We start from the raw sequence: 21,309 nt of genomic DNA, 5'->3' as shown, positions 1-21,309 counted from the left end.
GCGACCGCATTCCGTGGAAGCCGCTCAGCGGACAGGTCGGCCGGCGGTCAGCGGGGGCAGGCCGCGCTGTTGGCGGCGCTGATTGACGAGTTGGGTATATGCATTTCGCACCGCGCGCATTTCTGGCGTGGAGCGATCCAAGCGATTTCGGAGCCGGCTGATTCGCTGATCATCGGAGAGCGCTTGACCGCGGTTTCCTTGCCGACGCGCTGAATTTTGGGCGTTCGTTGTAGCCGCATTGCTTTGCGCATTGGCTTGCATTTGGGCGCGCGCTTTTTCCATGCGATCGATGTCGGCATCCAGCGCCTTGGCTTGCTCCGCCGTGGACATGGCCAGAATATCTTTCATGTGTGACAGCATGCGATTCTCGAATATTTCCCGGTTGTTGTCCCACATTGCGCGCCGGGCATCAGGAGACAGGGAGTTCAGCTTGGCGCGCATTTGATCCAGTAACGCTCGGCGCGCGTCATCTTTCAAATTTGGGTCCGCCAGTTGTGCTTGTAGTTGCTGTACTTCGCCCAGCGCCGGATTGCCGCTGAACCAACCGAACAGCCACGCGGTGCCCAGCATGGTGAGGCAACTGATGACCAGGCCGATAACAATTTTTCGCTTCCGCATCATCGTGCTCCTAGGTTGCGCCCGGTCTTTTTTTATTGTGGCGTCTATGCGGCACGTAGCTCATCAAACAGCACCCTGTGTTTTTACGCGTTTCACGAGACATGCCGCACTGCGCACCCGATATGTTATTTGCTCACTCCACGTGGCAATCCAAAAATAAAATGTTTCGCGAAGTTGGCCCTCCCGCCGGACCATGAAAATCGTCGAAATCATAGGCTGCCTGCACCGTAGCTTCTTTCAGGGGCACGCCGCTGGCGGTTTGCAGCACTTGCACACGCGTTTTTCCGGCCAGGGTGGTGTTGGCGTATTCGTAACTTAGCCCTTGGACGGGAAAATATGTTTGATCTGCCGGGCAATCGAACGCCTGTTGATTTTCTTCAATGTGTTTGCCGAGCACTGTGAGCAAGCTAGGTAAATTCGGCGTGGCCGTAGGAAGAATGGCCGCATTCGGGTATTTGCCGTGCGTGCCTTGCGCATTCATGTAGTTTTCCAGCGCCAACCCGACTTGCCGCAGTTGTGACTGGCATTGCGTTTTTTGCGCATTCAACCGCGATCGCAGCACCGCGGGCAACAACAGCGACAGCAGAATTCCGATGATGCCCAATACCACCAGCAACTCCACCAGAGTGAAGCCGCAGCGCGAAGATTTTTCAACACAACTCCCCTGAGCAGCTTGCGATTGAGGCACCCTTTTCCAATTCGAGCGCATAGTATCTCCACACTTAGACTTGATCCGAAAAAATTACGAAATTGCAACGCAATCACGTTCGATGGCGAGCAAGGCAAGAATCCGAAGGCTATATCGTGCTAGCAAGCACGGAGCCATTCGAGCCCGGAAAGATTCATCCCTACCAAACCCCAGAGCGTGTGGCGGGTTTCGGAAAAAATTGAAAAGTTAAAATTGACGAGCGCGAAATCGGGGCTTGTGCGATTACAATTTTTTCAAGCCAACTAATTCGCGTAAATGAACCTCCATGCAGCCGGCCAAGATTCCCGGGTTGTAACCCCCTTCCAGAACACTTACCATTTTGCCGCCGCAGTGCGTGTCGGCCACGGCCCGCACAATTTGGGTTAGAGTTTGAAAGTCCTCGATTTCCAAGCCCAGCGAACCGACCGGATCGTCGCGGTGGCTGTCGAATCCGGCGCTAATCAATATCAACTCTGGTCGCAGACGGTCGGCAAATGATTCCAACGCCAAACGAAATTGGTCCAGATAATCTGGGCGTGAAGTGCCGAAGATGACCGGCACGTTCACGGTTGCGCCCAAGCCGGAGCCGGCGCCAGTTTCGTCGCGGTTGCCGCTGCCAGGGTAAAACGGCCAACGATGAATTGAAAAAAATCCAATTTGGGGATCGGTCCAAAATGCAGCTTGTGTGCCATTGCCATGATGCACATCCCAGTCGATAACCAATACGCGGTTCAATTGATGCTCGTCAACGGCCACGCGTGCACCAATCGCTACGTTGTTAAACAGGCAAAAACCCATCGCCCCGGCTGCCAGGGCATGATGACCCGGTGGGCGCACCAGGCATAGCGCGTTTTTATCTTCGCCATGCAACAGGCGATCGACAGCATTTGCCACCGCACCAGCCGCCAGCAGGGCGACAGCATAGGAAACGGGCGAAACGACGGTATCGACTTCCAGTCGACCGCCGCCTTGCTGAGCGAAAGCCTCCACCTGGGCCGCATATTCCGGCCGATGTACTCGGGACAGCCGAGCGAGCGAAACGGGCTCCCATTCCGCCCTATGGCAGCATGCTACCAAGCCTTGCCGCTCCAAATGCCGCATGACTTGCGTCAGCCGCTCCGGGCGCTCCGGGTGGGTACCTGTTTCATGGTCGAGGAAGCGGTCGTGATAGTACAGCAGGGTCAACGGCGTGGTGTGCAAAAAAGTCGAGTGAAATGGGCTTCGCGGCAGCGTCATTCTACCTGATCTACCTTGACAGCACCCGGCGTGGGTAAGTACGCTTAAGGGAGGGCAGGTGTGTCGCAAACCATGCTGGCGTCTTCTCTTACGGTGTTTGCGGCCATGTCAAAACTTCGGAATAACTCTGCGTTTTTAAAATGAGTTTGGCCATGATTGGGCATTGTCGTTTTTCGCGTGTGTCTTCGGCCTTGGCGATTGTGGCGATTTTCTTGCTCGCCGGCTCTCCTGCCAGCGGCCAAGATTATGAGGAGCTACCGCTGTACCAGGCGAACAACAAGCCGGTGCAAGCTTGGTCGCAATTGACCAGCGCCGCTCTGGACGACAAGACCAAATCCATCTTGGGAATGCTTGGCGGCGATCCGCTCGATGCTGCGGCATTTGACCAATACTTTAATGACATTGTCTTTCCCATGTTCGCGCAGTGGAAGGATGTCAAAATTGGCACGCGAACAGTATCGCCATTGGCCGAGGGGATTAACGGCGTGAAATTGTCGGATCTACGAGTGCGCTTCAAGCGGGAGTTTTTGAATAAAGCCACCAACCCCGCCGCACACGAGCACTTGAACGATCTGACGGTGAAGAAAATGGATCAAATTGCCAGCGGCAATTTTCATCCCGTGGTACGAGCCAACGCCCTGCTCATGATGGGCGATTTGAACGATTCCGAATCGACCGGCGCGCCATGGAAACCGGCGCTGCCATACCTGTGGAAATATGCGACGGCAAAAAATTCGATCGACGCCGTTCGTGTTCCGGCCTGGCGCGGCCTGGTACGCTTTGCCACGCAAAACGGCATTGACGCTGACCATCGACAAGCGGCCATCAGCGCCGCCGTGGATGCTTTGCAAAAACGAAACGATCTGGCAGGCACTACGCAGGATGGAAAAGATTGGATTTGCTGTCGGGCCATTGATGTTTTGATCGCTCTCAACAATCCTCCGCCCAACGCCGATGTCTCCAAGGCGCTGTTGGACACCATCAAAGACAATTCCACGTCCATGGCAATTCGGACTGCCGCCGCGGGCGCGCTGGCCACAATCAAATTAAATGTGCCGCAAAATTTTGACCCTGCGGCGCTGGCAAAAACGCTGGGAAACATTGCCGTCGATGATTACAAGAAGGAACTCGAAACCGCTGCCGCGCATAACATGCCCATTGTCGTGGGCCGATTGGCTCAGCAACTGGGCGATATTCGCCAAGGCTTGGTCGGAAGCGATGGCAAAGGGGGCGTGCGTGCCATGTCGGCCACTGCGGACTTGCAACAGTATGTAGATTCGCTCATCGGCCCGCTGGATAATCTCATTGCAGCGTGCGGCACTAAGCAGGCAGATCCACCGACCCCCACAACGCCGGCTTATGGCGGCGCGCCGGTGGTCATTCCCATCGACCGGCAAAAACCCATTGAAGACGCCCTGGCAAATGCAGGGAATAGTTTGGACGCGGCAGTGCAACGAGCGGCCGGAGGTCCGGCAGCGCCGGGCACAACGGCTCCTGCCACCACTCCGGCACAACAGCCGGAAAATCCCCTCGGGCTGAATTAACGCGTCCGCCGCACAGGGCGTCTAGTTTGAAAGTTTGAATCAGTTTCATGGATGAGAACGGAGGCGAAAGGAATTCGCCGTGATGCACTGCTTGCCATTGCACTGTTTGTCATCGAACTGCCGCCACGGTAGTTTTTGCGCTTGTGTTGCGCGGATTGGGTTGCTGTTGGCATTGCCAATTTCCGCCGGTTGCCAGTCGTCCCGTTGGTCACCAACCGGCGGAACGTTTGCCGCTGAACCGCAGTCAACTACTAGCAACCACCCAACGTCTGGCGCGGCGGCAGACAAAACGGCAACGGCTAAATCTAAGCCTAACCCCGGCTCGCAACCAGCGGCAAATTCTGTTCTCGACTCGTTCAAACCATTGGACGATGACAACTGGGTATTGGCGGTGGCCATGCCCGAATCGCCCGATGCGCTCGAGCACTTTGCACCACCCGATCATGCCGAAGCGCCGCGCTATCGTTGGCGGCACCACGCGCTGGAGGACATCCTGGATCGACCAATCGATCAGCAGCCCGATTGGCAATTGGCGTTGCAATCGGAAAAGCAGATTGTCCGCGTGAATGCCGCCATTGCCCTGTCCCGCCAAGGAGCAGGCTCGCCCGAAAAAACTTTAACCTCCGCAGTCCAGGCTCCAGACCTCAAATTGGCAGTCCGCCGTGCCGCAACGGAGGCCTTGGGCGAGGTACACAGTACGGCGGCGACCGCCGCTTTGAACGACCTAATCGATCAATATAGTCAATGCACGGGCCCCAATCGATCGCACTACATTCCGGAAATTCATGCGGAGCTTGTCCGGGCGCTGGCGCATTCGTCCGGCGGAACAATTGACGCCCGAATTGTCGATGCTTTGAAGAGCCCTGCTCCGGTGGTCAAGCGCGAAGCATTGGGAGCCATGACGAACTCGAATGCGGCAGCGGCTAAAACCGATGCAACATCGTTGCCGCCGCTGGCTCTGGATTTGACCTCCGATGCGGACCCGCAAGTTCGCATCGCCGCTTTGAAATTGATTGCCGCGCGAAAAGATCCGCAAGCGCTCGACAAAATTCACCGCGCGCTTTCCGATTCTGACTTTTCCGTTCGCTCCAAGGCAATTGAACTGCTGGGGCAAGTCGGCGCCGACGAGGACCGCGCTAGGCTGAAGCGATTGGCTGGCGACCACGGCGAATTAGTGCGCGTGGCAGCCATTCAAGCGCTGGCGAATTTGGATGATCGAGACAACGTCGAGAGCGCCGCCCACGATCCTTCTTGGCGAGTTCGCACGGCAGTGGTGGCTTCGCTGGCCAAACATCCCGATCGCCGATCCGTTGCGCTAGCTCGGCAATTTCTCACAGACGGCAGTGTGGAAGTACAACGTGCAACCATTCGCATGACCGCTGCGTGGCAAATAGAAACCGCCGGCCCGCTGCTGCTGTCGGTGTTGGATTCGCCGAATTACTCTCCGCGGAAAGATGCTGCAACATTGTTGTCAGACCGTTGGGCCCCCGCCGCAGGGTTTCCCATCGATGCTCCCCAACAGCGCCGTACGGAACTTGCGGTCCAATTGCAGCAGCAATGGATTGCACAGTTTGGAAATATCGACACCCAAGCCTTGGTATCGGCGTCACAACGAACTTCCGAAATTTCTGACGAGCGAAAAAATACAGTGTTCGGACTGATAAATCGCCTGGGCGATCCGCGGGCCAGCGATGCGGAACAAACGGCGGCAGCGCAATCCCTGGTGGCGCTGGGCGCAGATTTGCTACCGATATTGGACGCGCTACAAGCGGAACATGATCAACCATTGCCTGCCAGAATTTATCGCGACGTGCTGCCACAGTGTGGAAAAGAATTCGAATTGATCAATCAACTAGCCGATGCCGCGCCGGCGAATCGTAGAGCGGCATTGGCGGCAATCGTAAAAGTTTCCAGCGAGAGGCAGTTATCTACCGTGGCGCTGGCACGCATTTCGGAACTGTTGGTTAAGGAATCGGATCCAATTCAATGGCTCTCGGCTTATCAACTGATTGAACACGATCCGCGTGAGCCAGCCCGATTGTTGGCGGCAGCGGGAATGAGCCACCCATCTGCCGAAATCCGCCGCCGAGCGTGCCTGTACTTCGCCCAATATCCGGATGCGCAGCAATCTGATTTGCTGGTAGCGGCGCTCGGTGACGACAACCTTTCGGTGTTGCACGCGGCTGCGCAGGCACTGGGAACAGGTCCGCCGCTGGCCGATCCAGCGCCATTGGAAACCTTGCTGACGGCGTCCGACCATTCCTTGCGGCTTGATGCGGCCGTTTCGCTGTCTCGATGGAAATTGGAGTCGGGTTGGGCGGCTTTAGAACGCTTGGCAGCCGATGATGACCCGCAAATCCGGCGCAAAACGGCCCAAGTGATCGGCAAGCTCGATGGCGGCGGTCTTAGCGATAACCCTCTATTACCGACGCTAGTTAAGCTTCTGGACGACCAGCAAGATGTCCGTCGTGCGGCCCTGCTAAGCTTGCGCAGCCTTAGCGGAGCGGGCAATCCGCCTGCAGCTTCCGGTTCGCAGCCCGCGGCCTACGAAGCCCCTGTAGACGCCGGTGAAAGTGGCTCGGCAACGCTCGACGAGCAAGTGCAACGTTGGAAACAATGGTATAGTCGGCAAAACCCGTAACGCTGATACAGGCCCTTTTTCCAACTGGTAGATGCGCCGGCAAGGCGATTGAATTCGATCGCACGTTACCACAAGTGCAATAGTGCAATGCCGACGCCATCGTCATCCACGGTGGGTACCGTATACCACTGGTGTTTTTGCCACTCGGTATGATTGACTGCTGAAACCGACATGCTGGCCAGCCACCAGCCGAGCAACACTTGCGACAAATAGTGGGTATCCGTGTGAATGCGTGCCCAACCGGCCAAAGTTCCGGCGGCATAAAACGACACGTCCAATGCGCAGCAATCGGTCATTTGTGCGGCGGTCCAAAACGGCACGGCGCCGACGAAGGCATGACCGCTGACGCCGTTATGATGACGAAGTGGGTGCCATCCGGAGCCGATTCCCTCGCTGGGACGCGCGGAGCCGATGGCATACTGCAGCACAACGACGGGCGCGCCTCCCACGATTAGACCGCGCAACGATCGGCCACTCCATTCCTGCAGCCAGGCAGTGCAAGCGAATTCACTCTCGTTGTTGCTGAGCCATGAGTCGATGCCATAATCGAACAACCAAATCGCCGACAGACTTGGAATCACGTACACACCATTGCCAAATTGCTTGAGAAAATCCAATTTGGTGTCCGACGGTCGAAGGAATTCTCCATACGCATCGCCGAACCCTGCGTCTGCGTGCGTATTGGCCAAAATTGCCGCACCTCCCACGCCGACGGCAAGCCATTCTAAGCTGCCGCGCCGGTAAAAATTGGCTTGATCATTGAGCAAGTTGAACAGCAGCGGATGATCCTGCAAGTTCATAAATAATGGCGGGGCGTTGGCATCCTGAGGAGCGTGGTCGCCGCCGCTACCAAGGTCGACAGGCTCCTGCGCCTCTGAAGAATCACTATGTTTGGCTGGCCCGTCGTTTACTGGCGGCAATAAGTGCACTTGATCGTCTGACTCCGCGTCATTCGTCAAAGAAAGCTCACTCCAGTACGAGGGAGCAGAAAGATGGCATGCAGCTAATTGGTCGTTCGTTAAGGTAACATTGCCGAATGAATCAGACTCCAACACGCTGTCGGTTATGAGAACAGGCGCCCATGGTTCATCGGCTTCAGCCTGTTCGTCGGTTTCCTCGTTGACAGCTCGCGCGCTTAAGGTCTTATCTGCGTGCCTACCATCTGCTTGCTGCGCCAGATCTTGGTGCGCAGCATGATCGAGCGGCAGCTCAGCGCAGCCGGCGACTAACCCTATCAACAGGGCGATGATGAGCGGCCTTTTCATGAGTGCAGTCTGAGCGCAGCCCGTTGACACGACGCGAATCAACTGGGCGCGCAGCACGAGAACAAAGATGTGATAAGACCGGCAAGAGTATCCAGCGCAATGCCGCCTCACAAGCCGTTCTTCTAAATTCTTCATAAAGTGATGCTCACCAATGCTAGCGATCCACCCTGCGAGCACATCTGCTCTTGACCGACTGTGGCGTAACCGGTATTTACCCACGCTCTTTTCTCGTCGCTGCTAGCTGTTAGAGGCCGGCGATCAGCCTTTCGGCACGGAATCAATTCATCGTCTTGCATCGAACTTCAATGTTGAGGATAGCCCGGTGAGCAAGCCGCGGCTGGCAATCGTGATTTTGATTTGCGGCACGTGCTTTTCATTGCGAGAGGCGCGAGGCCAGCGAGTGGAATTTCCCACGCCTGCGCCATCGGCTGCTTATCCATCGGGCCCCGCGGTTCCGCCGCCGACGTTTGATCCGTATTCCATTCCCAGCACGGCGCCGCCGATGAGCGCTCCCGCATTGCCCCCGGCAGCGCCTTATGGGGCGCCCGGAGCGTATTCCCCCTACGCGCCCGCGCCTGCTCCGCTGTATGGCACGCCCTACAATGGCGCGCCCGCGGCACTATATCCCGATGGGGTGCCTGTTTACAACGGTCCTACGTTCGCGCCGATTACCGACACGTGGACCAAAACCATGCGATTTTTTCAGGAAATTCATGCGGACGAAACTTGGCTGGCGCGCGGCGGTGGCGAAACCGCCTTGGGGATTAACACCATCAACGTGTGGGCAGCGTTTGCCATTCCGTTTTATTGGAATCCGAATCCGTTGCTCATTACTCCAGGGTTTCAGTTGAATTTATGGGACGGCCCTGATCCGGTTGGCCAGCCGGTTCCTTTCGGCCCTGATCTGCCCGCCCAAACCTATGGGGCTTACATTGATGCCGCTTGGAATCCGCAAATCTCGAATTGGTTTGGAGCGGAGTTGGAAGTTAGTCCCGGTTTGTATACCGATTTTCAACACACCAGCAGCGAAAGCATTCGCATTTTGGCTCGTGGACTAGGCGTGCTCACGCTCACTCCGACGATGCAGTTCAAGTTGGGGGTGTGGTACCTCGATCGCAATTTGGTAAAGATGTTGCCCGCGGGCGGCATCGTGTGGACGCCCAACGCCGACTCACGCTACGAAATTTTCTTTCCCGCCCCTAAACTGGCCCATCGCTGTTCGACGGTTGGCAATCACACGCTCTGGGCATACATTCGCGGTGAATACGGAGGGGGCGCATGGACCATCAATCGTCCCGGCGTCGGCTCCGACGATTTCGACTACAACGATTTGAGGTTTGCCATTGGGCTGGATGTGCTGCCGGAAACGCAATCGGGCATGCGCGGGTACGTTGAAGTTGGCTATGCATTCGATCGTCGGTTGGTATTCCGCAGCAATAATCCAGGTAATTTTGATTTATCCGATACCGTGCTGCTGGGCGCGGGCATTTCGTATTAATTGTGAATATGAATCTATTTCGCATTCCTCGCGGCAAACTAGGAACGATCCTGCTGCAATGCCAGATCGCCGTGGCGTTGGCAATTTGTGTGCGCTGCGCGCAGGCACAGCAGCCTGGTGAACCGTATCGGACAAGCACAACCGCGCAATCGGCGTCTAATTTCACGTCCGCGCAGCCAGGTTATTCGCAGCCTCCCACGGGCAATTCCATTTCTTATTCGCTGACGCCATTGCCGCCGAGTTTGAACTCGGCAACGATCCAACCGCCCCTTACGCCGTGGCCGGCCGCGCCGCCGGCGAGCGCGCCATTGTACGACGAGAACGACCCCAATCATCCGCCGACGAAGTTAGCCTCATTTCCGCGCGATGCCACGGAGCCATTGCTCGATCAGCCCAACAATTTCGTTTTGATTCCCGAATCGCAGCAGCCAAGCTTGCCGCCGCAACGGGCTGGTTTCTTTCAGCGAATTTCCGCCACCACGACGTATTTGCCGCGATTCGACGAAAGTAACAACGTCGGTTTTGAAGATACGGAAATTTACGGCGTGTTTGGGGTACCGTGTCCGACGCGTGACTCGCCGCTGTTGATTGAGCCCGGCACCGATTTTTGGGTGCTCGACGCGCCGCACTTTGATTTGCCCTCCACGGTGCACGATGATTACGTGGAATTCCACTGGCTGGGCAAAATCAACGATTGCTGGGGGGCCGATCTCATGGTCACGCCCGGCTGGCACAGCGATTATCAAAACGCCAACGGCTCGCAAGCGTTTCGCCTGGAATCGCACGCCGTGGTGGTTTACACCTGGTCGCCGAATTTGAAAATTGCCGTGGGCGCCGCATACTGGGGCCGGTTGAATGCCAACGTAGTACCGGCCGGCGGTGTCATTTGGACCCCCAATGAAGATACGCGATTCGAGCTAATTACCCCCAAGCCCAGAATTGCATACCGTGTAGAATGCGAGCCCACATACGAGCGCTGGGTATACATCGCCGGCGAATTTGGCGGCGGACAATGGGCCATCGAGCAAACGGGTGGCGTCGACAATATCTTGAATTACAGCGACCTGCGAATCATGCTAGGGGTCGAGCACAAAAGCTTGGATCTTAGCCTAAATGGTTTTGCCGAAATCGGCTATGTTTTCGACCGCCAATTGCAGTACCAAACTGGCCCCGACCAGAACTTGCCCGGCACGATGATGGTTCGCGTGGGGTTGTCGTATTGAATCGCTCGAAGCGACGGTTTCATTTTTTGCGCTGCACGGCCCGTTGGACAGCAGCGCCCATGTCGGCGGGGCTTTCGGCAATTTCGATTCCGGCAGCTTTCAGCGCGGCCAGCTTTTCCTCCGCCGTTCCCTTGCCGCCGCTAATGATCGCACCGGCGTGCCCCATGCGCTTGCCAGGCGGGGCGGTGCGGCCGGCAATAAACGCGGCCACCGGCTTGGTCACATGCTGCTTGACGTAGGCGGCGGCTTCTTCTTCGGCCGTGCCGCCGATTTCCCCCATCATCAAAATTGCTTCCGTGCCTGAATCGGCCTGGAACATTTTGAACAAATCGATGAACGAAGTGCCGACGATCGGATCGCCTCCCAGGCCCACGCAGGTCGATTGCCCAAGCCCCAAATTCGTGAGCTGCCACACGGCTTCGTACGTGAGCGTGCCGCTGCGGCTCATTACGCCTACCTTACCGGGCTTGTGGATGTAACCGGGCATAATTCCGATTTTGCATTCGCCGGGCGTTATCACGCCGGGGCAGTTGGGACCCACTAAAACGGAGTTGCTGCGCTTCACAATCGGATAGACCCGAGCCATGTCGAGCACCGGCACGCCTTCGGTGATGGCGATGACCGTTTTAATTTCCGCGTCGACCGCCTCCAAAATGGCGTCGGCGGTGAAAGCCGGCGGCACGAAAATCATGGTGGCATCGGCGCCGGTTTGCTTCACCGCTTCCATCACGGTATCGAATACCGGCAGGCCTTCGACGGTTTCACCCGCCTTGCCCGGTGTCACGCCGCCGACCATTTTCGTGCCGTATTCCTTGCATCCCTTGGTATGGAATTGCCCTACCTTGCCGGTGATGCCTTGGCAAATGACCCGGGTGTTTTTGTTGATGAGAATGCTCATATGAATTTCAAACGAAGTTCAGCGTGCGGTGGCCGCAACCACTTTTTTCGCTGCGTCAGTTAATCCCTCGGCAGTGACGATATTCACGCCGCTGTTTTTAATGATTTTTCGGCCTTCCTCCACTTCCGTTCCTTCAAGCCGCACAACCAGCGGGACATTGAATCCGACGGTTTTGTACGCTTCCACCAAAGCGTTGGCGATGATGGTGCACCGCATGATGCCGCCAAAAATATTTACCAGCACACCCTTCACATTGGGATCGGAAAGTAAAATGCGGAATGCCTCGGTTACTTGCTCGGTGTTGGCGCCGCCGCCCACGTCCAAAAAATTCGCTGGCTCGCCGCCGTGTAGTTTGATGAGATCCATCGTGCTCATGGCCAAGCCAGCGCCATTTACCAAGCAGCCGATGGTGCCGTCGAGCTTTACATAGCTTAGACCGGCCTTTTGAGCCCGCACTTCGGTGGGTTCTTCTTCGGCAATGTCGCGCATTTCGAGCAGTTCGGGATGCCGGAACAAGGCGTTGTCGTCGAAAGTGATCTTGGCATCGAGTGCGATCAAATCGCCCGACTTTGTTACGACCAGCGGATTGACCTCGACTAAACTGGCATCTTTCCACACCAGCACGCGGCAGACCGAGCGGAGGAATTTTTCAGCTGCGCGGATGCTGCTGCCTTGCAGGGACAACTTTGCGGCCATTTTGCGCGCTTGATAGGGCTGCAAGCCGGCTTCGGGATCGAACGGCTCTTTGAAAATCAACTCCGGTGTTTTGGCGGCCACCTCCTCAATGTTCATGCCGCCGGCCGGCGAGGCAATGAGCACCGGTCCGCCGACGCTGCGGTCGACGAGAATTCCCAAATACAATTCCCGCGCAATCTCGCAGCCTTCTTCAACCAACACCTGGCGAACAACTTGTCCTTCCGGACCGGTTTGAATAGTCACCAGCGGCTGGCCTAACAAATTGCGGGCCACGTTCGCGGCTTCTTCGGCCGATTTAACCAACTGCACGCCGTGCTGCGAATTGGCTTTTACCGTGCCTTTGCCGCGACCGCCGGCATGAATTTGAGCTTTCACCACGGCGAGCGAACCGCCCAACTCGCGGAATGCCTTGGCGGCTTCGTCGGCGGTGCGGGCAACCATGCCCCGTGGAGTGGCTACGCCGGCATCGCGGAAAATTTGTTTAGCTTGAAATTCGTGAATTTTCATGAAAGCGGCTAGCGATCGGCAGCTAGCAAAGAATCAGGGAGGGCGACTTTCGATTGCATCAATGAATCGAATTGCGGATTATAAGGGTTGCATTCCGCGGTGGTCAATGAGTTCCTTTGCCCGCTCGCTTGCCCCTTACGTGCCCTAATTGATCCATGAATTTTCAGGTCGAACTTAATGAGTTTCGCGGGCCGCTCGATTTGCTTTTGTTCCTGGTGCGCAAGCATGAAGTCGAAATCAACGATATTCCCATTGCGCCCATCACGGATCAATTCTTGCAATACTTGGAAGTGTTGCAACAGCTTAATGTGGACGATGTGGGCGACTTCGTCGAATTGGCCAGCACGCTGATCGAAATCAAATCGCGAAGCGTCTTGCCGCGGACGGAGGAAATCGAGGAGCCCGTGGAAGACCCACGGCGCGATTTGGTTCGACGCCTGCTGGAGTACAAGCAGTTCAAAGACGCCGCCAGCATGCTCGAGGAGCGCGGCCGACAATGGCAGCAGCATTTTCCACGCTTAACCAGCGACACGCAGCAGCGCGAGCGCGATCCGGCAGAGGAACCCATTCACGAAGTTGAGCTGTGGGATTTAGTCAGCGCCTTTGGCCGCATATTGCGCGAGCAAGCCGCGTCGGGCCCGTCGAACATCGTTTACGACGACACCCCCATTCACGTTTACATGGAGCGCATTCACGGGCAATTGAAGCAACACGGCAAACTGGCGATGTCGGAATTATTTAGCCCACACACAAATCGATCGACTTTGGTAGGATTGTTTTTGGCAACGCTGGAACTGGTACGTCACCACGGCGTGCGATTGGAACAAGGAGAACTGTTCGAGGAGATTTGGATTTTGCCGGGGGAGTCAGCGGACAAACCCTTGGATTTAGCCGCTTCCCAAAACATCACAGCGCAGGACACATCGGGCGACAACGCTCCAATGGAACAACCAGCTAAGCCACGGCGTAAAGGCCGCAAACGGAAAGAATAAGGTCACTCTTCTACGTCTTTGCGCCCCCGCGTCTGAGGGCGAGATTTTTCCGCTTGGGCATTTCGTCGAGCGGTCGAATCGTCTTGCTTTAGCCGTTTTTGCAACCTCCACGCCAGTTGCACCAGCGATTTGGAAAGCAATTCCAAATTCGGCGGCTCCGCAGCGCGCGGCATCACGATAAAATCCAATCCGTCAGGTAATTTCTGGCGAGATAGCCGGAATGCCTCGCGGAGCAATCGCTTCCAACGGTTCCTGACGACGGCATTGCCGCAATCTCGGGAAACCGACAACCCCAACCGAGCATGCGGCAAGTCGTTTAAACGCCCCAGCAGGCGGATGAGACTGTCGCCGACTGCGCAGCGGCGCTCGTACACTCGCCGAAAGTCAGTTCGCGAGCGCAATCGCAACAACTTGGGAAACGATTGATCGACCATCGGGGCAAAATGCGGTTGTACTACCAACGCAGCTCGTGTCGCGGATTGGTGGGATGCTCTTGATCGAGCTTACGGATCATTTCCACCGTCGCATCGTCGATGACCGGCGGCAGCACAATTTGAACTTCGGCATATAAATCGCCCGTCGTGCCGTTTTTCAGCTTCACGCCATGGCCGCGCACGCGGAGCCGGGCGCCGCCGCTGGTGCGCGGGGGAATTCGCAGCGAGATGGCGCCGTTGGGCGTAGGAACATCGACTTTTGCTCCGGCCACTGCTTCGGTCAAGGTAATCGGCACGCGGACAATTAAATCGTTTCCGCGACGTTGAAAATAGGCATGTGTGGCCACGTGAACGGTCAGCAACAAATCGCCTGCCAGCGCATTGCCTTCACCCGCGCCGCCTTGACCTCGCAAGCGAATTTTTGCCCCGTCGCGAATTCCCGCCGGGATTTTGACTTCGATCCGGTCCGTTTTTCCTGCGGAGCGTTGTACACCCACTTCTACTTTGCCCCCTTGAATGGCCGTTTGAAAGGGAATTTCGATTTCGCTTTCGACATCGGGCCCGGGCTGCTCGATGGGCTTGCCGCGGCGTCCTTTTCCGCCAGCTTGCGCTCCACGGCGAAAGCCGCCCAACAAATCAGCGAACGGACTGCCACCACTCCCGCCGCTTCCGCCGAAGCCTTGGCCGAATAAATCTCCCAAATCGATTTCTTCAAATCCACCCGGCCTTTGCTGCGCCTGCCATGCTTGCCGGGCATGAGGTCCCGCGCCGGCGCCCGTCCCAGTCTGTTCAAACGCGCTGCCGTATCGATCGTACAGCTCGCGTTTGCTGGTGTCGTTCAGAACATCGAACGCGGCTTGCACTTTTTGAAATTTTTCCTTGGCGGTTTTATCGTTGGGATTTAAATCGGGATGATACTTGCGCGCCAACGTGCGGTACGCCTTTTGGATGTCGGCCTGCGAGGCGTTTTTGGCAACTCCCAACGTTTCGTAATAGTCGTCAGCCATGCGGTAGTTGCAATCTTCAAAGGTTACCGCAAAATTGTCGAAATTCGCGGGTTAAACGACAATGCAAAATGCCATTCTCGTCCACAAACTATTCTAGGTTGTATACGTGGTTTACATCAAGATAAGCGATTTCGAACGTGGGCCGTGCTACGCTTGAGAATAACGACTTTACGCCACGCGAGCTTATGAAATTCTGCTTCGGCGCTATTGTTTTCGTGCTTTCTGTTTTCACTGCGGCCCAGCTGCGCGCCAACGGGCAGTTAGAAATCCATGTGGTAGACCGTGACACTGGCCAACCATTGGCCGTTCGAATGCACTTGAAAAACGCACAAGGCAAGCCGGTAAAGCCACCCGGGGTACCCACGCTGGGCGATCATTTTGTGTTCTACGATAAGCTCGTTTTGCGGCTGCCGAATGGCGGCTATGAGTTTTTGATCGAACGCGGCCCGGAGTACTTGGATCAAAACGGTCATTTCGAAATCGAGAATTTCGCCGACGACACGAAAACCGTGGAAATGCGACGCTTCGTCGACATGGCCCAGGAGGGATGGTACAGCGGCGATTTGGATGTCGATCGGCCCGCCAAAGATTTGGAACTGGTTATGCGGGCTGACGATGTGCATGTCGTGCCACTGATTACGTGGTCCAACAAAAAAGAGCCGCCTACGAAAAATCCGGTAGGCATCGAGAGCCCGCAAAAGGCAGCGGTCCATCAAAGGGCCGTAAAGCAATTTGACGGTTCGTTTTTCTATAGCCTCCTCGGCGGTGAATTAACAGCACCGGGAACTACGCTGCGGCTGTTCCGACTTGAGAAACCGCTGGAGCTGATTGATGCCGCTGCTGCGGGTCAATCCAAAGCCGTGGCCAACGTTTTAGGCAGCTTGCCTTGGCTTCCGGTAGTGAAAAAAGCCCGTGGGGAACAGAAAGTTTGGGTTGATGCGGGGGCATTTTTTGCGCGAGATTTGCCCATTTGGATTGCGGCCGGCCAAATCGATTCCATCCAATTGGCCAATCGTCACATGCAGCGTGACGGAGTCGTCGACAACGAGGCCGGCGGCTGGCCGCGCGATCTGTCGGCCTTTCCCAAACCGTACGGCAATGGCCGTTGGTCGCAGGAAATTTATTACCACTTGCTGAATTGCGGTTTGCGTATTCCGCCGACTGCCGGAAGCGGATCGGGATTCAACAATAATCCGGTGGGTTACAACCGTGTATATGTGAATGTGCCGTCTGCTGTTAATGAAAGCGGCTCAGAATCCTCCGCTTCAACGAAACAGGGCGGTGACGCTAAAGAAAGCGCTCTCGCGTGGGATCAATGGTGGAACGCACTGCACGCCGGACGAGCCATCATCACCAACGGTCCGCTCATTCGGCCAAACGTCGAGGGGCAGCTCCCGGGTTACGTCTTCAAAGCAGATGATGGGAAAACCGTCGAGTTGCTGATTGCCCTGACGCTTTCTACACGGGAGAAGATTCGTTACCTGGAGGTGATCAAAAACGGCCGTAGCGAAATCGAAGCCAATTTAGATGATTTTCGCTCTTCCGGGGGAAAGCTGCCGCCGCTGAAATTTAATGCCAGTGGTTGGTTTTTAGTGCGGGCTATTACCGATAATTCCCAAACCTATCGCTACGCCACCACGGCGCCTTACTATGTCGAAATTGGTTATCATCCGCACATTAGCCGCGCAAGCGTACAGTTTTTTCTTGATTGGACGAACAAACGATCAGCAGAAATTGTCGAGGCGTTGAAAGCCGACGACTCGGCAACTGCCCAAGACGCGATTCACTGCGTGCAGCAAGCCCAAGAGTATTGGCGTGCAATGCTGAGGAAAGCCACTGAGGATTGAATCAGGGGCACCGTCAATTCGAACCGGAGTCGGTTCGCAATTCAGCATGTTCTGGGTGGGATGAGCCGGTCCCGGATTGGCCGTTTCCTTCGACAGCGTGAATTTCGGAAATCGGATGGTTTTCAACAAGCGATACATCCGCTGCGCTGCCGTTACTGCTAATTGTAGTCGCCAAACGAATGTCGTTGGCGGCAGTCGTTGTTCCGGGAGGCAAGCCGAACAACCGTTCCTGCACGCGATAAGGCGTTTCTCCCTCGCAAAGCGGCTTGTGGAGGTAAGTGCCATCGGATTGCAATATGCGGGCTTTCACGTTGTCCATTAAATAGGCCGGCACAATTTCGTGCAGAATTCGGTCGCGCAAATCTTCTTGTTCAATCGGGAACATCACTTCTACGCGGCGATAAAAATTGCGCGGCATCCAATCGGCGCTGGACAAAAACACTTTGGCGTCCGCATCGGGTCCGAACACATAAATTCGGCTGTGCTCTAAAAACCGATCGACAATGCTCCGGACCCGAATGGTATCTGAAATGCCAGGCACGCCTGGCCGCAAGCAGCAAATGCCGCGGTCCACAATGTCAATTGGCACGCCCGCCTGGCTCGCCCGATACAGCGATTCGATCACGCGATGATCGACAATCGCGTTGATTTTCGCAAAGATGCGTGAAGGTTTGCCTTCATGGGCGAGTTGAATTTGCTCTTCGATGAGTTGTAAAGTACGCCGATGCAAATCCGTCGGGGCGACAACGAGCTTGCGCCATTGGTGTCCCTGCGAGTAACCCGTGAGCAAGTTGAATAGCGCCGAAGCATCCGTGGCAATATCTTCGTCAGCGGTAAACAGCCCCAGGTCGGTATATACCAGAGCCGTAATCTGGTTGTAATTGCCGGTGCCCAGGTGCACATAGCGCTTGAGCGAGTTTCCTTCTTGCCGAACGATCAGCGACAACTTGCAGTGCGTTTTCCAATCTAAAAAGCCGAACACCACGTGCACGCCGGCTCGTTCTAGTTGTCGGGCCCAGGAAACGTTGTTGGCTTCGTCGAACCGGGCTTTTAATTCGACAAGCGCCGTTACGTGCTTGCCATTATCGGCCGCTTGGATTAATGCGCGAGTGATAGGAGAATCGCCGCTGGTGCGATACAGCGTTTGTTTGATCGCCAGCACCTTGGGATCGTTGGCTGCCTTGGTGACAAAATCGACGACGGCGTCGAATGAATCGTACGGATGATGAATTAAAATATCGCGCCGGGCGATGGTAGCAAACAAATCGTCACGCCGCCGCAGGCCGCGCGGCATTTGCGGCGAGAAGGGCGGATCACGTAACTGTTCCCGGTCCGAAAGCTTCACCCATTCCATCATGGCCGAAAGGTCCAGCGGCCCGGGAATGCGATAAACTTCGCTGTAGCCCTCGGGCGTGTTATCGCGAATGGCTTCATCGTCGATAATCATGCGGCTGAGTTCTTCGCTTCCGCCGGCGGAAAGTTCCAGCCGCACGGCCTCGCCGCGCTGCCGCGTTTTCAAGCGATCTTCAATTAACCGCAGCATGTCATCCGATTCTTGTTCCAGCAAATCAATATCACTGTCGCGCGTGATGCGGAATGTGGTCCAAGAGTGAACGTCGAAGCCGCCGAACAATTCCGGCAGCCGTGTGGATACCAAATCTTCCAGCAAAATGAATTGGGCATCGTCGCCCACGCCCAGGGGCACCAATCGGGGCAGCACTTGCGGCACTTGCACTACCGCGAACAATTGCTTTGGACCCAGACCGCGTCGACGCTCTAGCATGGCAGCCAAATACAGTCCGCGATTGTGATAGCGCGGGCTAGGGTGGGCTGGGTCGATTGCCATAGGCGTAAGAATAGGCAAGGCCCTTTCTCGGAAAAACCGATCGAGTGCTGGCTGATGTTCTTCGTTCAATTCCGCCGGCGTGAGCAAGCGAATGCCTTCCCGATTCAGCGCCGGCCGCACTGCTTCATTCCAACAGCGATATTGCGCGGCCACCAATTCCTGAGTCCGCTTGGTGATGCGCTGTAACTGGGCAATGGCTCGCAGACCGTCGGGGCTGTAATCTTGCGGGGCGCCGTCGCCGAACGCTTGTTCACGCAAACCCGCCACCCGGACCATAAAGAATTCATCCAAGTTGGAGCTGAAGATCGCCAAGAATTTTACCCGCTCCAACAGCGGCGTTTGCGTATCTTCCGCTTCCTCGAGCACGCGGGCGTTGAAATCCAGCCAGCTTAGCTCGCGGTTAATGAATAAATCGGGAGGAAAGTTTTGATCGTGCATGAAAATCCTCGATGGGCAAGCATACGACTAAGCGAATTCAGCGAGCGGATGACCCATTGGCCGCCTCCACATATCTTACGAACCGCAAGATACGCAGGAAAAGCCCCGCTATGCAGGCCGCGCTATTGCCGTATTATGAAAAGGTTAGCATTCACCCAGGACCAACGCGAAACCGCTGATTTACCGCACAAAATCGCGCAAATTTAAGCGAAACACAACCCATGAATTCCGATTGGCAAGCGCTGTATCCGTTTGCGTCGCACGAATTAATGCTCGACGGAAGGCGGTATCATTACCTCGACGAAGGGCAAGGAGAGCCGCTGCTCTTGGTGCACGGCAACCCGACCTGGTCGTTTTATTGGCGTGCCTTGGTCGTCGCATTGCGCAATCGCTACCGGCTGATTGTGCCAGACCACATGGGTTGCGGGCTGAGCGACAAACCGCAGCGGTATGAATACCGATTGGCGAAGCATATCGAAAATCTCAGTCGGCTGGTGGAATCGCTCGATTTGAAAAACGTGACGCTAGTGGCGCACGATTGGGGCGGAGCAATCGGCGCTGGGGCCGCGCTGCAATCGCCCAATCGATTTGCTCGAATTGTGATGATGAACACCGCCGCATTTCATTCGCCATATATTCCCTGGCGGATCCGTTTAGCGCGCATGCCCTTGTTAGGCACGCTGGCCGTTCGGGGCGGAAATGCATTTTTGCAAGCAGCGTTGCGGATGGCATTAGAAAAGCGAGAGAACATGTCGGCGCAGGTCCGGGCCGGTTACCTGGCTCCGTATAATTCATGGCGTAACCGTGTGGCGGTCGATCGCTTCGTCAAAGATATTCCACGTAATCCAGGGCATCCCAGTTACGAAACACTGCGGCATATGGAACAAACCTTGCACACACTGGCCGATCGCCCCTGGTTGCTGCTGTGGGGGATGCAAGATTGGTGCTTTCATGATTGGTATTTACGGCGGTTTTTGGAATTAATTCCACAAGCCGAAGTGCGACGGCTGCCAGAGGCCGGGCATTGGTTGGTCGAAGATGATCCACAGGAAGTGATTGCCTCCCTGCAAGAATTTATTTCGCGCCATCCGTTGGGCAAGACAGTGCCCAGCCTGAGCGCCACTTTAAGTTAACGAATAGTCATGGCTGAACAATTTCACGTTCGTGTTTCTAAAGATTTCCTGGTGTTTAGCGCCGCACACTTCATTACGCTCGGCGAAAATCTTTGCGAACGGCTGCATGGCCACAACTACCGTGTGGCGGCGGAAGTGTTTGGGCCGCTGGGCAAAGAGCAGTGGGTGATCGATTTCATTGCGCTGCGCGACACGTTGCAGGAAATTGTCAAAGCGCTCGATCATTACGTTCTTTTGCCCACCGAGCATGCGCAAATCCGCGTCATCGCCAACGAGAGCAGTGTGGAAGCGGTGTTCCAAAATCGCCGCTGGGTTTTTCCACGGGGCGATTGTGTGTTGCTACCGCTCGCCAACACTACGGCTGAACGATTGGCCGAATACATTGGCCGGCGACTGCTTGATGAATTGCAGCAGCGCTATTCGTTCCAGGCCGATCGACTGCGCGTGGAAGTTGACGAATGCTACGGCCAAATCGGCGTGTGCGAACTGTCCAATCGATAGGCAGCAGGCCAAGCAGTTTGCTCATCCACACTGGGCGAGCCCGAGCTCAACGGGATGCCTGTAGCCATCCATGCCAGCAGTGCTGCGACAGCATACACTTCTTATAATCGTTAAAGTTTTCCACCAGCACGGGTCGATAATGGCCACCGACCCTATCGAATTCCGATCGAGATTTCAGGCTAGAATTCTAATAAGGCAAGCCGCTTATGCGAGTTGTAAAAGCCATCGATAGTGCGCATGACCTCCCAACGCAAAAAGCTGCCGCTAGCGCCAGTCAGCGCAAGCTAGCGGCCAGCA

17 protein-coding genes are annotated in these 21,309 nt (G+C 55.9%); 8 read left to right on the top strand and 9 right to left on the bottom strand.

Annotation, left to right across the window (positions count from 1 at the left end; genetic code table 11):
* Positions 1–24: 24 nt before the first annotated feature.
* From VFE46_16090 to VFE46_16080, 3 genes are all read right to left on the bottom strand, one after another.
* On the bottom strand, positions 25–618 hold the full coding sequence (locus tag VFE46_16090; protein ID HZZ29520.1) for a hypothetical protein: 594 nt from the start codon (positions 616–618) through the stop codon (positions 25–27).
* Positions 619–751: 133 nt separating this feature from the next.
* Positions 752–1,306, bottom strand: a complete 555-nt coding sequence (locus VFE46_16085; GenBank protein ID HZZ29519.1) for a prepilin-type N-terminal cleavage/methylation domain-containing protein — start codon at positions 1,304–1,306, stop codon at positions 752–754.
* Between the two features lie 243 nt (positions 1,307–1,549).
* Positions 1,550–2,542, bottom strand: coding sequence for a histone deacetylase (locus VFE46_16080; protein ID HZZ29518.1), 993 nt, complete (start codon positions 2,540–2,542; stop codon positions 1,550–1,552).
* A gap of 152 nt (positions 2,543–2,694) precedes the next feature.
* Between VFE46_16080 and VFE46_16075 the strand changes: the two genes are divergently transcribed.
* Complete coding sequence (locus VFE46_16075) at positions 2,695–4,086, top strand: hypothetical protein (GenBank protein HZZ29517.1); 1,392 nt, start codon at positions 2,695–2,697, stop codon at positions 4,084–4,086.
* A gap of 166 nt (positions 4,087–4,252) precedes the next feature.
* A complete protein-coding gene (locus VFE46_16070) occupies positions 4,253–6,727 on the top strand; it encodes a HEAT repeat domain-containing protein (GenBank protein HZZ29516.1) in 2,475 nt (824 codons plus the stop codon).
* 65 nt (positions 6,728–6,792) lie between these two features.
* Here the strand turns inward: VFE46_16070 and VFE46_16065 are convergent, their stop codons facing one another.
* Positions 6,793–7,992, bottom strand: a complete 1,200-nt coding sequence (locus tag VFE46_16065; protein HZZ29515.1) for a phosphatase PAP2 family protein — start codon at positions 7,990–7,992, stop codon at positions 6,793–6,795.
* A 322-nt stretch (positions 7,993–8,314) separates the two neighbouring features.
* Between VFE46_16065 and VFE46_16060 the strand changes: the two genes are divergently transcribed.
* Positions 8,315–9,490: a hypothetical protein gene (locus VFE46_16060; protein ID HZZ29514.1), complete on the top strand. Its 1,176-nt coding sequence runs from the start codon at positions 8,315–8,317 to the stop codon at positions 9,488–9,490.
* Between the two features lie 8 nt (positions 9,491–9,498).
* Positions 9,499–10,713, top strand: coding sequence for a DUF6268 family outer membrane beta-barrel protein (locus VFE46_16055; protein HZZ29513.1), 1,215 nt, complete (start codon positions 9,499–9,501; stop codon positions 10,711–10,713).
* Positions 10,714–10,732: 19 nt separating this feature from the next.
* Here the strand turns inward: VFE46_16055 and sucD are convergent, their stop codons facing one another.
* Both sucD and sucC read right to left on the bottom strand, forming a co-directional pair.
* The gene (gene sucD / locus VFE46_16050; GenBank protein HZZ29512.1) at positions 10,733–11,611 is read right to left on the bottom strand and encodes a succinate--CoA ligase subunit alpha; all 879 of its coding nucleotides are present in this window, start codon (positions 11,609–11,611) and stop codon (positions 10,733–10,735) included.
* An 18-nt stretch (positions 11,612–11,629) separates the two neighbouring features.
* Positions 11,630–12,814 carry an ADP-forming succinate--CoA ligase subunit beta gene (gene sucC, locus VFE46_16045; GenBank protein ID HZZ29511.1) on the bottom strand — a complete coding sequence of 395 codons (1,185 nt, stop codon included), beginning with the start codon at positions 12,812–12,814 and terminating at the stop codon, positions 11,630–11,632.
* A 155-nt stretch (positions 12,815–12,969) separates the two neighbouring features.
* Here sucC and VFE46_16040 point away from each other — a divergent pair, with 155 nt between their 5' ends.
* A complete protein-coding gene (locus tag VFE46_16040; protein ID HZZ29510.1) occupies positions 12,970–13,806 on the top strand; it encodes a segregation/condensation protein A in 837 nt (278 codons plus the stop codon).
* Between the two features lie 2 nt (positions 13,807–13,808).
* On the opposite strand, the gene rnpA is transcribed toward VFE46_16040, so the two are convergent.
* Together rnpA and VFE46_16030 are read right to left on the bottom strand one after the other, a co-directional pair.
* Positions 13,809–14,240 (bottom strand): ribonuclease P protein component, encoded by a 432-nt coding sequence (rnpA, locus tag VFE46_16035; GenBank protein ID HZZ29509.1) that lies wholly within the window; start codon positions 14,238–14,240, stop codon positions 13,809–13,811.
* 20 nt (positions 14,241–14,260) lie between these two features.
* Complete coding sequence (locus VFE46_16030; protein ID HZZ29508.1) at positions 14,261–15,247, bottom strand: DnaJ C-terminal domain-containing protein; 987 nt, start codon at positions 15,245–15,247, stop codon at positions 14,261–14,263.
* 215 nt (positions 15,248–15,462) lie between these two features.
* Between VFE46_16030 and VFE46_16025 the strand changes: the two genes are divergently transcribed.
* Positions 15,463–17,094, top strand: coding sequence for a hypothetical protein (locus VFE46_16025; protein ID HZZ29507.1), 1,632 nt, complete (start codon positions 15,463–15,465; stop codon positions 17,092–17,094).
* A 13-nt stretch (positions 17,095–17,107) separates the two neighbouring features.
* Here the strand turns inward: VFE46_16025 and ppk1 are convergent, their stop codons facing one another.
* Positions 17,108–19,378: a polyphosphate kinase 1 gene (gene ppk1 / locus VFE46_16020; GenBank protein HZZ29506.1), complete on the bottom strand. Its 2,271-nt coding sequence runs from the start codon at positions 19,376–19,378 to the stop codon at positions 17,108–17,110.
* A gap of 221 nt (positions 19,379–19,599) precedes the next feature.
* Here ppk1 and VFE46_16015 point away from each other — a divergent pair, with 221 nt between their 5' ends.
* Positions 19,600–20,511: an alpha/beta fold hydrolase gene (locus tag VFE46_16015; protein ID HZZ29505.1), complete on the top strand. Its 912-nt coding sequence runs from the start codon at positions 19,600–19,602 to the stop codon at positions 20,509–20,511.
* A gap of 9 nt (positions 20,512–20,520) precedes the next feature.
* Positions 20,521–21,012 carry a 6-pyruvoyl tetrahydropterin synthase family protein gene (locus tag VFE46_16010; GenBank protein ID HZZ29504.1) on the top strand — a complete coding sequence of 164 codons (492 nt, stop codon included), beginning with the start codon at positions 20,521–20,523 and terminating at the stop codon, positions 21,010–21,012.
* Positions 21,013–21,309: the final 297 nt, after the last annotated feature.

The organism is Pirellulales bacterium (assembly GCA_035656635.1).
In the GTDB taxonomy this organism is placed as follows: Bacteria; Planctomycetota; Planctomycetia; order Pirellulales; family JADZDJ01; genus DATJYL01.
The sequence above is the reverse complement of the archived record's forward strand: the minus strand, read 5'-3'. Positions and strand labels throughout refer to the sequence as shown.

Bases quoted from the DNA above. Each gene is read 5' to 3' on its own strand.
- VFE46_16090 (HZZ29520.1), bottom strand. From the start codon at position 618: ATGCGGAAGCGAAAAATTGTTATCGGCCTGGTCATCAGTTGCCTCACC.
- VFE46_16080 (HZZ29518.1), bottom strand. From the start codon at position 2,542: ATGACGCTGCCGCGAAGCCCATTTCACTCGACTTTTTTGCACACCACG.
- VFE46_16075 (HZZ29517.1), top strand. From the start codon at position 2,695: ATGATTGGGCATTGTCGTTTTTCGCGTGTGTCTTCGGCCTTGGCGATT.
- VFE46_16065 (HZZ29515.1), bottom strand. From the start codon at position 7,992: ATGAAAAGGCCGCTCATCATCGCCCTGTTGATAGGGTTAGTCGCCGGC.
- VFE46_16055 (HZZ29513.1), top strand. From the start codon at position 9,499: ATGAATCTATTTCGCATTCCTCGCGGCAAACTAGGAACGATCCTGCTG.
- sucD (HZZ29512.1), bottom strand. From the start codon at position 11,611: ATGAGCATTCTCATCAACAAAAACACCCGGGTCATTTGCCAAGGCATC.
- sucC (HZZ29511.1), bottom strand. From the start codon at position 12,814: ATGAAAATTCACGAATTTCAAGCTAAACAAATTTTCCGCGATGCCGGC.
- VFE46_16040 (HZZ29510.1), top strand. From the start codon at position 12,970: ATGAATTTTCAGGTCGAACTTAATGAGTTTCGCGGGCCGCTCGATTTG.
- rnpA (HZZ29509.1), bottom strand. From the start codon at position 14,240: ATGGTCGATCAATCGTTTCCCAAGTTGTTGCGATTGCGCTCGCGAACT.
- VFE46_16030 (HZZ29508.1), bottom strand. From the start codon at position 15,247: ATGGCTGACGACTATTACGAAACGTTGGGAGTTGCCAAAAACGCCTCG.
- ppk1 (HZZ29506.1), bottom strand. From the start codon at position 19,378: ATGCACGATCAAAACTTTCCTCCCGATTTATTCATTAACCGCGAGCTA.
- VFE46_16015 (HZZ29505.1), top strand. From the start codon at position 19,600: ATGAATTCCGATTGGCAAGCGCTGTATCCGTTTGCGTCGCACGAATTA.
- VFE46_16010 (HZZ29504.1), top strand. From the start codon at position 20,521: ATGGCTGAACAATTTCACGTTCGTGTTTCTAAAGATTTCCTGGTGTTT.